This is a genomic window from Bartonella saheliensis (assembly GCF_902162175.1).
This window is the reverse complement of sequence record NZ_LR607231.1, coordinates 1-12321: the sequence shown is the minus strand read 5'-3', so window position 1 is coordinate 12321 and position 12321 is coordinate 1. Positions and strand designations below refer to the sequence as shown.

The following is a 12321-nucleotide window of genomic DNA, read 5'->3' as shown; positions in this document are numbered from 1 at the left end:
GTATTGTCGGAGATTTTGTGTTTCGCGATGGTCTAATCGGTATCTAGCTATCCTGCTTCTCGTAGTGGGCGATTCCAGCGAATAGCACCGGTGTAATAACATGCAGGATTAGATACGTATTGGACTTCATGCATGCGGGTATTTTTGCCTGCGTACACTTAATGCGACCTGTAGACGCAGTTTGGTGCATTGCTGTGTGATGATGATTTATCTATAATTCTATAGTTTTTATTTCTTTTATTTCCAATTAAATTTGTATTAGCCGAATAAATAAAGGCAAAATTAAGTTATCCTCATGATAAAAAATTTGAATCTTCACAATAACTCTTTGCGCGCAATCGTTGCAGCCATTACAACCATTGGTACAGTTGGAATAGCATTGGGCATGGGAACACAACTTGTTTCACTTCTCATGACGGAAAAAGGCATTTCAAATAGCGCTATCGGTTATAGCGGAACAATTGGTGGAATTGCTACAGTCGTCGCTGCCATCTTTACTGCTCGAATTGCCCTATACTTAGGGATTACTCAAACGATATTGATCATGATGATCATAGGGTATTTGAGTTTTCTAGGATTCTATTTTTTTGAAACAATATGGATTTGGTTCCTTTTAAGATTTATACTCCATTTTACTATGACAGTTCTGTTTATATTGTCAGAGTTTTGGATCAACAGTTGTGCACCACCTAAAAGACGTGGTTTAATACTCTCTCTTTATGCTATTATATTAGGGTTAGGATTTGCGGTAGGTCCTACACTGTTAGTAAAAGTAGGAACACAAGGGTTTACCCCTTTTGCGATAGGCAGTATTCTTATTGCACTTGCTTCTATACCAATTCTTATAGCTTGGAAATTAAGTCCAGAATTTAAAGAGAATCAGCATACATTTTTTATTCCCTACCTTTTTTGTGTTCCAAGTTCAATGATGGCAGTTCTTGTTTACGGCGCTGTTCAAATGGGGGCATTAACGCTTATAACGCCCTTTAGTTTATCTATTGGATATAACGAAAATGAGGCCGCACATTTTATGGCAACGCTTGCACTGGGTAATATTTTTCTCTTAATCCCCATCAGCATTATAAGTGATTATGCAAAAGATCGGCGTTATCCTCTTATGGGTTGTGCTATCTTAGGTTTTGTTGGAACTTTTATGATACCGTGGATAACACAATATGAATGGCTCTTGATGTTTGATCTCTTTCTTCTTGGAGGTGTAACTGCTGGGCTTTACACAATCGGACTTGCACATCTTGGTGCGCGTTTTAAAGATCATGAACTTGCGCATGCTAATTCTGCTTTTATTTTTTGTTATGGAATTGGTATGCTTATTGGACCAACTTTTATTGGTCAAAGCATGGATATCTTCACGCCCTTTGGTTTTTCTGCAGCCATCACTTGTTTTTTTGGTTTATATATGATTTTAGTGTTTGTACAACTTATCAGAAAATTAATCAGCTCTTGACTTTTTTGGCAACATCCGTAGTGTTGCCGCAAAATCTGATTGCATTGGAAATAGATTTTAATAATAAGATAATATTGTTTTTCGATATAATATAAATAGGAATCTTAAATTATGGCTAAGGCAGCAACCATTAAGATCAAGCTTTTATCAACTGCAGATACTGGTTTTTTCTATGTAACAAAGAAAAACAGTCGTACAATGACAGATAAAATGAGCAAACGTAAATATGATCCAGTTGTAAAAAAGCATGTCGAATTCAAAGAAACGAAAATTAAATAATGGGGTTACGTCAGTTTAACTGACGGTTTATAATCCCCGAGAAAATATGGATTTTTTCTCTTCAAAATTATTTTTGAGGAGCATTTTTGTTTTTTTATTTTAAAAAATAATGTATTTGTAATCTATACGCTTTGACAGAATGGGTTGATTTATTTTTTTATTGCCTATCTGCATCATCATAAGTCTTACCATGGTATTGTCTGTGATCTATTCTGATATATAAGCAAGATGTAACGTGCATTAAGATAGTGAAATATCCCCATCAGAATGGGCTATGTCTTTATCAAGGAAATAGAATTATTCGCAGAGATTATAGGAAATTCTCTCTAATTATAGTAACTGTTTCTTGGATTTCATGGAAAAGAAGTTTTTTTATTTTGATCGAAAAAATGTTAAACTAAAAATCATTGGTTTTAGTCTTTTTATTATTGCGAGCATTATAACAGTTTGTTTTAAGTATATTCAAACGCTTCCTCAAAAAGAAACTTTTTCTTCAAAAACGTTTATTGAAGGTCAGGCATTTGTTATTGATGGCGATTCAATCATGATTTCTTCAATCATGATTCGTCTTGCAGGGATCGATGCCCCTGAACTCCACCAATCTTGCGGTAAAAAGGAAACACGCACTCCGTGTGGACTTGAGGCAAAAAAATACTTAGAACAGCTTATAGCAAATCAATTCGTTAGATGTCATTGGCATAAAAAAGATAAATATCGTCGCATTCTTGCAACATGCAAAACGAAACAAGTCAGCAATATCAATGCAACACTTGTCCGTAATGGTTGGGCAGTAAGTTACTATGATTATCCTAAAGAAGAGCAAGAAGCTAAAAAGAAAAAAAAAGGAATATGGCAATCAGATTTTCAGCGACCAAGAGAATGGAGGAGAGCACACCCAAGGACAGAATAAGAAGAGCATTTTTCAATTCCCTATTTGCCCATGAAACAACCACATTCTAACTCAATTATCAAACTTGAAAAGCAAATTTATTCTTGTCGCATTTGCATTGAACAACCATGTTATCTTCCTCCTCTTCCTCATGAGCCAAATCCCGTTGTTTATTTATCTGATAGCGCTTCGATTGCAATTGCAGGTCAAGCGCCTGGCTTACGTGTCCACGAAACTTCTATTCCTTTTAATGATCGCTCTGGTGAAAGATTGCGTGATTGGCTAAATGTTTCAAAAGAAGAATTTTATAATAGATCTCTTTTTGCACTTGTTCCTATGGGATTTTGTTTTCCAGGCTATGATAAAAACAAATCTGATTTGCCACCAAGACGTGAATGTCATGAAATATGGCATGAGAAAGTCTTCCGAGCAATGCCACAAATAAAGCTTGTGCTTGCTATTGGAAGTTATGCGCAAAAGTGGCATATTATAGGATTAAAGCATAAAACTGTTTCAGCAACCGTCAATGATTGGAGAAATATTCTTTCCATCCGCCAACCTCGAGGCTATAATGTCATGCCTTTACCTCATCCTTCATGGAGAAACACTTCTTGGTTACAAAAAAATCCGTGGTTTAATGATGAGCTTATTGTATCTCTGCGTAGTTTAGTACGTGAATTTTTATAAACTGAATATTGAGAAAAATATGGATCGTCTTGATCGAAAAATTCTACATCTTTTACAAGAAAATGCGACACTCTCTGTTGCTGATATTGCAAAAAGAGTTGGACTCTCGACCACACCTTGCTGGCGTAGAATTCAAAAACTTGAGGAGGATGGTGTTATTCAGCGTCGTGTTGCTGTACTTTCTCCAGAAAAAGTAAATGCTCATGTTACTGTTTTTGTTTCTATTCGCACACACACACACAGCCATGAATGGTTTAAGCGTTTTTCAAAAATTGTACAGGAATTTCGTGAAGTCATAGAGTTTTATCGAATGAGTGGAGACATTGACTATTTATTGCGTGTTGTTGTTCCCAATATTGAAGCTTATGATCTTTTTTATAAAAAATTAATTTCTCAAATCGATATCCGTGATGTTTCATCTTCTTTTGCAATGGAACAGATCAAATATACAACAGAACTTCCACTCAATTACATAAAGTTACAAGAAAAATCCAGTGAACAAGATTCTTAAAAGCCTTTAACAACTCTGATCATCCTTCAGGTTGTTAAGTTCTCTTTTTCAAAAAACGCCATTTGTGCATGTGTTAGAACAGCAGCCTTGACAATGCCAGCTGCAATGGCTGCACCTGTTCCTTCACCAACACACATTTTCAGATCTAAAAGCGGTTCTTTATCAATTTTTTTTAAAAGTTTACAGTGTGCTTCCTCAGATGAAACATGTCCAACAAGAATATGATCAAGTGCTCTTGGATGCATTTTATAAAGAATCGCAGCAGCAGCAGTCGCTACAAAACCATCTAAAATAACCGGAACTTTTTCCATTCTTGCTGCCAAAATAGCTCCAACCATAGCAGCAATTTCACGCCCTCCTAATCGACGCATTATCTCTAAAGGATCATGAAAATGATCTTTATGTAAAGAAATTGCTGTCTTAACCGCTGCTATTTTACGCTGATAAAATTCTCCCTCCGATTTCATATCACGTACTATCCATTCTTCAACATCTCCCCCAAACAACGCTGAACACAAAGCTGAAGCTATTGTTGTATTCCCAATGCCCATCTCACCGATACACAAGAGATCTGTTCCACCTGCAATGGATTCCATTCCAAATGCCATTGTAGCAGCTGCACTACGCTCATCCATGGCTGCATCTTTGGTAATATTCATTGTGGGATATTCCAGTGCTAAATCAAAAATCTTCAATCCGAGGTCATAAGCTATACAAATTTGATTAATAGCAGCACCACCCATTGCAAAATTTTGTACCATCTTTTGTGTCATAGATTGCGGAAATGGTGTAATATTTTCTTCTGTAACACCGTGATTTCCAGCAAAAATAGCAACGAGCGGTCTTTTTACAATAGGCTTTTCAGCTCCCCTCCATCCCGCATACCAAACTGCAATATCTCCCAATTTCCCTAAATCACCTTGAACTTTTGTTAATTTTTTTTGCCGTTTTTTTGCCAAAGTTATAGAAAACGCATCAGCAAGAGGTAAATTTGTGAGTAAAGCACGAAAATCATCAAATGGACTAACAGTCATGAAGATACCTTTTCAAATTGACAATGTTTTATGGAAATTTCGTCATATATATAGGATATGAACAATTTATTGGTTTTTTAAAAGCAGTGCTTTAAAAACATTAAATATTATTTTTACACTTTAACATTCTAATGAAAGGGTCGCTCTGGGAAAATTATAGATTATAAAATGTTATCAATATATTATTGCACGTTTTTATATTATATTATTAACTTATTTGCATATTGTGAGCATATCTTAGGCAATATGAGTAATTTGTAGTATCCTCTCCAATAATAAAAGTGATAGCATTTCCAAAATGCACGAATCTGGATTTAAAAAATCTTCCTAGAGAATCTAATCTTTAACATAAACTCATCTCTAAACAGTTATTAAATGAGAGCAGAAAAAGCTTCTTTCAAAACACGGATGCCTGCATCATTTTTTGTTGCGTCATTTGATAATATTTGTCGCCATCGACGTGCTCCATCCCGACCATGAAATAAACCAATCATATGACGTGTTATATGAGAAAGCCGCCCTCCCAATGCGATATGCCGAGCAGCATAATCACACATAACTTCAATAAGCTCACTATCACTTAGATTATCGTGCGGTTCACCATATATTTCAAAATCAATATGTCTTAATAAAGTTGGATCATGATAAACTTGTCGACCAACCATGGTAGCATTACATAAAGTTAAATGCTCTTTTATTTCAAAAATAGATTTAATCCCACCATTTATCCCAATGAATTTATGGGGATATTTGTTTTTTAATTTGTAAACTCTTTCATAATTCAAGGGGGGAATATTGCGATTTTCTTTCGGGCTTAATCCTTGTAACCATGCCTTGCGTGCATGTACCCAGAGTGCGTCACATCCAGCATTCCAAACTTGATTGGCTAAAAGATCTAAAGCGAATTCTTCATCTTGCTCGTCCACACCAACACGACATTTGACAGTTACAGGTATAGTAACCACTTTTTTCATCGCTTCCACAGCATTTGCCACAATGTCAGGATGTAACATCAAGCAAGCTCCAAACACACCGGCTTGAACACGATTTGATGGACAACCAACATTGAGATTTATTTCGTCATAACCAAATTCTTGAGCAATTTGCGCAGCCTCTGCCAATTTTTTGGGATCTGCTCCTCCTAATTGCAAGGCAACAGGATGTTCTTTATGATTCAAAGCCAATATTTGTTTGCGAACACCATGGATAACAGCATCAGCTACAATCATTTCGGTATAAAGAAGAGCCTTTTTCGTTAAAAGGCGATAAAAAAACCTGCAATGCTGATCTGTCCAGCCCAACATTGGTGCTACTGCAAATTTTACGGATGATGGAGAATTATATAAGGCCATAATAAAGATTACTTTCTTATCTCCATGAAGTGTTTCTCATTCATAATACAAAGTCCTCACTTTTTCTACGATAGAGAAAATTTTATTCTCTTTACCGATATCCAGTCTCCAAGAGATTTTGAGGTTGATAAACAATAAACGAAGGTATTATATGCATGTATAACCATTACAGCTTCTTTTCCTTCAATATGGTTTCATTTATGGGGCAAGTAAATGCTGCATAAGATGCTCAGTTCTCCTCATTATTCAGGGGATAAAAATATTTTTTCTCTCTACACTCTCTAATCAGATAGATTTACTCCGCTCAGTATCTATGTATTTTCATTTCATAAGATCTACAGGCAAGCTTTGTATCTCAATATTTTTTTAATTCCACCATTTCATTTTTTATAGGCATGAATAGTTTTCATCTTAGCACTTTGAAGGAAAAGCTATATAGAGCTACAACAAAATGTTATAATAGATTAAAATTATTATATTTTTTCACTTCTTTTTTAGTTTTGCATATAAGCAGAAAGAATATTAATTTCTTTCTCACTAAAAAAAAGTCCAAGTTTTGAACGGCGCCACAACACATCTTCAGATGTTTTCGCCCATTCCTTTTCCATCAACCATTTGACTTCTATTTCGTAGAGTCCATGTCCAAAATCTGTTCCTTTATCTTCTTTAGCATTTGCAAATATCACCAGCGCCTCAGAACCATAAGAGCGTGCAAGTCTTCTATATGTAAAAGCATCTAAACCTGGAATCAAAAGAGCAATTTTATTTTCAATTGTCTCTAAGCTATTATATGGGAAATCACCTCCAGGAAGCGTTGAATTTTTTGTCCACGGTGCTCCCCTTTTCCCAAGCGCCCTTTCCACAAATTTCATAGCATCTTCGGCGAGTTTGCGATAAGTTGTGATCTTACCGCCATAAAGATTAAGAATCCGTGGCAGATTTTCTGTCCCCATTTCTTTTAAAACGTAATCGCGCGTAATTTCTTGTGCTTTTGAAGCTCCATCATCATAGAGTGGACGAATACCAGAATAGGTCCAAACAATATTCTCACGCAATACAGGTTGTACGAAATATTCACTCGCTGCTGCACAGATATAATCAATCTCTGCATCTGTAATATGAACATGAGCAGGATCACCTTGATAATGACAATCCGTTGTTCCAAGTAATGTAAATTTCTCTTGATAGGGAATAGAAAAAAGAATACGCCCATCACCGTTTTGAAAAATATAAGCACGATCATGGGCATAAAGCTTTGGAACCACAATATGTGATCCCCTAACAAGTCGTATGGGAGGATTTTCTTTACAGTCTAATACATTTGCCAGAATATGATTAATCCAAGGACCTGTCATATTTGCAACATAGGAAGCTGTAACGCAATATTCTTGACCATTTAATTTATTTCGAAGAATGATAAGCCATTTTTTTTCTTCTCTCTTTAAAGAGAGAACTTCTGTTCGTACCTTTATATCTGCTCCCTGCTTTTCAGCATCACGAGCATTAGCAATGACTAAACGCGCATCATCTACTCTTGCATCAGAATATTCAAAACCTTTATGATACTTTTCTTTCAGTGTAGAAGGAAATTTTTTTGAAAAATGAACTGTTTTACTGCGCCATAGTTTCTGATTCCAGTTTCCCAAATAATCATAAATGAAAAGACCCAAACGCAGTATCCAAGCAGGACGCAACTCTTTATGATAGGGGAGCAGAAAACGTAAAGGACGCACAATATGTGGAGCCATATGCCAGATAATTTCCCGTTCTTTTAACGCGGCACGAACCAATCTAAACTCATAATGTTCAAGATAACGAAGACCACCATGAATAAGCTTTGTCGATGCACTTGATGTCCCCGAAGCGAGATCATTCATCTCCGCCAATCCCACTTTAAATCCGCGCCCAGCTGCATCTCTTGCTAGCCCACATCCGTTTATGCCTCCACCAATGATAAATAAATCATAATGCATCGCAGTTTTCATAACTTCACTTTTCATCATTTAATTTAATTTGTTCTACTGCACGCAATAAAGCACCAGTAAAAAACTCATACAAATGTCCTTAATCGGATTCTTAAAATGCTTATTTTCACAATAAACATGTATAAATATCTTGGAGATCATCATAAATGAATACTGATAAAAAGAAAGGAAATTTCAGCCCTTAAAGAACGTGAGCATTGTAAATATGCATCATATGAAATCTTCTTAGAGAAAAAAGTTGATGTTTTTTCTGCAACCTACTAGATGTGTTCTACAGTTAAATGCTTAATTGCATATAAGTAATATTTTTTATAGAGTTTGACTTCAGCATTACAGTAGAAATATAAAGGCGTATCAATGACCTATAAGTCTCCACATTTAACAGTACCGCTCATTGCTAAATTTTCAGCAACAATTCTTTTGGGGCTTTTAACCTTTTCATCCTCTCTATCAAATGCAACATCTAGAAATAAAACAGCAAATTATTTAAATGCAGAACAACTTAAAACACAACTTCTAGAAGATTCTACTTTTTTGTCTAAGCTCAAAGAAAAAATTACACCACAGATCGATAATCGCGATATTCAAAAAATTGTAAGGGACTATTTACTCACTCATCCAGAAATCCTGATTGAAATGCAGATAAACCTCCAGGAGAAATTGGAAAAGGAAAACGCGCAAGATGCCCAAACACAAGCCTCAATCATTAACTTTTTTAGAAAAGAAATTTTTCACTCTCCTCATGATGCTGTTTTGGGAAATCCAAATGGTAAAAAAGTGCTGATTGATTTCTTTGATTACAATTGTGGATATTGTAAGATGTCCTATTCATATATAGAAAACTTAATCAAAGAACATCCAGATCTGCGAGTCGTTGTTAAAGATTTACCTATTTTAGGATCTGATTCTATAGCGGCGCACACTGTTGCTCATGCTTTTCGAAAACAATTTCCAGAAAAATATCCTCAGTTTTATAAAGCGCTTTTGACCAGTAAAAGTCGCGCGAATGAAGCTAAAGCTATACAAATAGCAGTTTCATTAGGAGCAGATGAAAAAGAATTGCGTGATGCAATAAAAGATCCTAATCTTCAAAATCCCTTTAAGGAAAATGTCCGAATTGCTTCTCGACTCAATATTACAGGTACGCCTTCTTATATCATTGATGATAAAGTTTTCATTGGAGCTGTAAGCAAGGATGTTTTAAAAAAATCCATAGAAAATATACAGTGAATATCTTTTTTACCTCATCAATTTTATAGAGAATGCTATCCATGAGATAATTTTATACTTTTTCTTTTTTGATAACAGACTTATAAGAGCAACTTCATATAGCAGATACTGGTTTAAGATTATAAAGTGTAATTCTAAAAAAGTAGATAGCTTTTAAAGCCCTTATAAAAGGTCATCCGTAGTCTAGAGATATTTAGTCATAAGCATGAGATAGTGACGATCTTCATTGATCAAGGAGTTAGAAGTAAAATGGCAACAAAAAAAATAGACGCAGCAAAAAGTCCCGCAATTGATACAAAAATTATTCGGGATCTTGCTGAAATTTTAAATGATACGAATTTGACAAATATTGAACTTGAGCAGGGTGGACTTCGTATTTGTGTTTCACGTCAAAATATTTCGGCATCTCCTGAACAAACAATTTATGCTCCCCTTTCCCCTACTATTTCCGTAGCTCCTACTCCGTCAATTACAGCTCCTATAAAGGAAGATAAATCTAAAGACGCAGTAACATCTCCAATGGTTGGAACAGCCTATCTTGCACCTTCTCCTGGAGCTCAACCTTTTGTAGAAGTAGGGCAAAATGTTTCTGAAGGACAAACTTTGCTTATTATTGAAGCAATGAAAACGATGAATCAAATTCCATCACCACGTTCCGGCACAGTAACCTCTATTTTGGTGGAAGATGGCCAACCCGTTGAGTTTGGTGAACCGCTTATTATTGTTGAATAAAGTGAGAGGCAACTATGATTCGAAAGATCCTCATTGCTAATCGAGGAGAAATTGCTCTTCGTATTCTACGCGCTTGCAAAGAATTAGGCATAAAAACTGTAGCCGTTCACTCCACTGCTGATGCTGATGCAATGCATGTTAGGCTTGCTGATGAAAGTGTTTGTATAGGCCCTCCCCCAGCACGCGATTCTTATTTAAGTATTCATCAAATTATTGCTGCATGCGAAATTACAGGGGCTGATGCTGTTCATCCAGGTTATGGCTTTCTTTCTGAGAATGCCAAATTTGCCGATGTTCTAGAAGCCCATAATATTACATTTATTGGCCCAACGGCTGCACATATTCGAATCATGGGTGATAAAATCGAAGCAAAGAAAACTGCTAAGAAACTTGGAATTCCTGTCGTTCCTGGTTCAAATGGAGCTATCACTGAAGAATCAGATGCTCTACGCATTGCTCATGAAATTGGTTATCCAGTTATTATTAAGGCTTCTGCTGGTGGTGGTGGACGTGGTATGAAAGTCGTTCATTCTGAACAAGAGTTTGCTGTAGCTCTTAAAACAACTCGTTCAGAAGCTAAAGCGGCTTTTGGTGATGATGCAGTTTATATCGAAAAATTTTTAGAAAAGCCCCGTCATATTGAAGTTCAAGTTATAGGTGATGGTGCAGGAAATGCGATTCATTTAGGAGAACGTGATTGTTCACTTCAACGGCGCCATCAAAAAATATGGGAAGAAGCTACATCACCTGCACTTAATGAAAGTGAACGGAAAAAAATTGGTGATATTGTTGCAAATGCTTGTGCACAACTTGAGTATCGTGGAGCAGGTACCGTTGAGTTTCTTTATGAAAACGGTGAATTCTACTTTATTGAAATGAATACACGTTTACAAGTTGAGCATCCTGTCACTGAGGCCATTACAGGCATAGATTTAGTTCATGAACAAATTCATATTGCATCTGGCAACAAACTTTCGGTTGCACAAAAAGATATCAATTTCTCTGGCCATGCTATTGAATGTCGTATTAATGCAGAAGATCCTCTCACCTTTATACCATCACCAGGAACCATTACACATTTTCATACCCCTGGAGGTTTAGGAATTCGCGTTGATTCAGGTGCTTATTCAGGTTACCGTATTCCTCCTTATTATGATAGCATGATTGGCAAGCTGATTGTTCATGGACGTACCCGTTTGGAATGTATGATGCGTTTACGGCGCGCTTTAGATGAATTTGTGGTCGATGGAATCAAAACCACATTACCTCTCTTCCGTGATCTCATTAACAATCAAGATATTGCAGAGGGTAATTATAATATTCACTGGCTGGAAAAGTATCTTTCTCAGCAATCAACTTTTCCAGATACATGATCTGACAACAAAATGATAAATTCTTATCACGAATTCTTTCTGAATTATCATACATGGAAAGAGCATCTAACATCGTTGTAAATGATGGTAAGAAGATAAAGGAACTAATTATTTTATAATTTGCGATAAAAGTTTTTAAAATATACGGTAAAATTGATAATTTTCTATTTTCCTTTTTGTGAGTTTGTGCTACCCCCTACATGGTTATGCCCTTATAGCTCAGTTGGTAGAGCACCTGATTTGTAATCAGGGGGTCGGGAGTTCGAGTCTCTCTGGGGGCACCATCTTGTTTTTTTTACACAAATAAGTTGTTGATTTTTTGAGTATTTTTTTAGGGTTAGGGGAGATAGAATAAAGGTGCGGGAATAGGATTTTGCAACATGCCTCTCAATTATTGCGAATCAGCACTTCTTTTCGAGGTGTTTTTTTCTCTTTCTCTAACTTTTTGTGAGCCATTTTTTTAAGTGTGAGAGACTATTGTCTAGCGCGTTCATGAGACGAGAAAAGTCGAGGATAAACATAAAGAGAAGGAATACTATCCATTTCATAAAACGGGACATTATCTTCACGCATTGATACGTCTCTAGCATCTCGTGAAGAAGTTGCTGTTCCGTTTCTGTAAGTTGTTTTTTGTTATCTTCTTTCTTGATCATCTTTCCAACCACATGAGCGTGCTCCCTGTTGATTATGCTTCAATATATCTCTGGCTAGATTGGAACTGATGACCAAAACATCCCGCTTATCCAAATAAATGGGCAACCAACCAACACAAGAAACTGACCTA

General features: G+C 36.1%; 12 protein-coding genes and 1 tRNA gene. 9 read left to right on the top strand and 4 right to left on the bottom strand.

The window, feature by feature from the left end; genetic code table 11:
* The first annotated feature begins 295 nt into the window (after positions 1 to 295).
* The 5 genes from FS875_RS08170 (at position 296) to FS875_RS08150 (ending at position 3831) form a co-directional block, all read left to right on the top strand.
* Positions 296 to 1465 (top strand): MFS transporter, encoded by a 1170-nt coding sequence (locus FS875_RS08170; RefSeq protein WP_144755507.1) that lies wholly within the window; start codon positions 296 to 298, stop codon positions 1463 to 1465.
* Positions 1466 to 1576: 111 nt separating this feature from the next.
* Positions 1577 to 1744, top strand: a complete 168-nt coding sequence (gene rpmG / locus FS875_RS08165; protein WP_004864083.1) for a 50S ribosomal protein L33 — start codon at positions 1577 to 1579, stop codon at positions 1742 to 1744.
* Positions 1745 to 2099: 355 nt separating this feature from the next.
* Entirely contained in the window at positions 2100 to 2654 is a 555-nt protein-coding gene (locus FS875_RS08160) for a thermonuclease family protein (protein WP_144755504.1), read from the top strand.
* Positions 2655 to 2684: 30 nt separating this feature from the next.
* On the top strand, positions 2685 to 3320 hold the full coding sequence (locus FS875_RS08155; protein WP_144755502.1) for a uracil-DNA glycosylase family protein: 636 nt from the start codon (positions 2685 to 2687) through the stop codon (positions 3318 to 3320).
* A 19-nt stretch (positions 3321 to 3339) separates the two neighbouring features.
* Positions 3340 to 3831: an Lrp/AsnC family transcriptional regulator gene (locus FS875_RS08150; protein WP_144755499.1), complete on the top strand. Its 492-nt coding sequence runs from the start codon at positions 3340 to 3342 to the stop codon at positions 3829 to 3831.
* 26 nt (positions 3832 to 3857) lie between these two features.
* Here the strand turns inward: FS875_RS08150 and cobT are convergent, their stop codons facing one another.
* The 3 genes from cobT to glpD all read right to left on the bottom strand — a co-directional run bounded on the left by cobT (position 3858) and on the right by glpD (position 8220).
* Positions 3858 to 4865, bottom strand: coding sequence for a nicotinate-nucleotide--dimethylbenzimidazole phosphoribosyltransferase (gene cobT / locus FS875_RS08145; protein WP_144755496.1), 1008 nt, complete (start codon positions 4863 to 4865; stop codon positions 3858 to 3860).
* A 371-nt stretch (positions 4866 to 5236) separates the two neighbouring features.
* The gene (gene dusA / locus FS875_RS08140; protein ID WP_144755493.1) at positions 5237 to 6217 is read right to left on the bottom strand and encodes a tRNA dihydrouridine(20/20a) synthase DusA; all 981 of its coding nucleotides are present in this window, start codon (positions 6215 to 6217) and stop codon (positions 5237 to 5239) included.
* Positions 6218 to 6711: 494 nt separating this feature from the next.
* The gene (glpD, locus tag FS875_RS08135; RefSeq protein WP_144755490.1) at positions 6712 to 8220 is read right to left on the bottom strand and encodes a glycerol-3-phosphate dehydrogenase; all 1509 of its coding nucleotides are present in this window, start codon (positions 8218 to 8220) and stop codon (positions 6712 to 6714) included.
* Between the two features lie 339 nt (positions 8221 to 8559).
* On the opposite strand from glpD, the gene FS875_RS08130 reads away from it, so the two are divergent.
* The 4 genes from FS875_RS08130 to FS875_RS08115 all read left to right on the top strand — a co-directional run bounded on the left by FS875_RS08130 (position 8560) and on the right by FS875_RS08115 (position 11821).
* Positions 8560 to 9432, top strand: a complete 873-nt coding sequence (locus FS875_RS08130; protein ID WP_144755487.1) for a DsbA family protein — start codon at positions 8560 to 8562, stop codon at positions 9430 to 9432.
* A 249-nt stretch (positions 9433 to 9681) separates the two neighbouring features.
* The gene (accB, locus tag FS875_RS08125) at positions 9682 to 10164 is read left to right on the top strand and encodes an acetyl-CoA carboxylase biotin carboxyl carrier protein (protein ID WP_144755484.1); all 483 of its coding nucleotides are present in this window, start codon (positions 9682 to 9684) and stop codon (positions 10162 to 10164) included.
* 14 nt (positions 10165 to 10178) lie between these two features.
* Entirely contained in the window at positions 10179 to 11537 is a 1359-nt protein-coding gene (accC, locus tag FS875_RS08120) for an acetyl-CoA carboxylase biotin carboxylase subunit (protein WP_144755480.1), read from the top strand.
* Positions 11538 to 11745: 208 nt separating this feature from the next.
* Positions 11746 to 11821 (top strand) — tRNA-Thr (locus FS875_RS08115).
* Between the two features lie 153 nt (positions 11822 to 11974).
* Here FS875_RS08115 and FS875_RS10620 read toward each other — a convergent pair.
* Positions 11975 to 12202 (bottom strand): hypothetical protein, encoded by a 228-nt coding sequence (locus FS875_RS10620; RefSeq protein ID WP_144755477.1) that lies wholly within the window; start codon positions 12200 to 12202, stop codon positions 11975 to 11977.
* Positions 12203 to 12321: the final 119 nt, after the last annotated feature.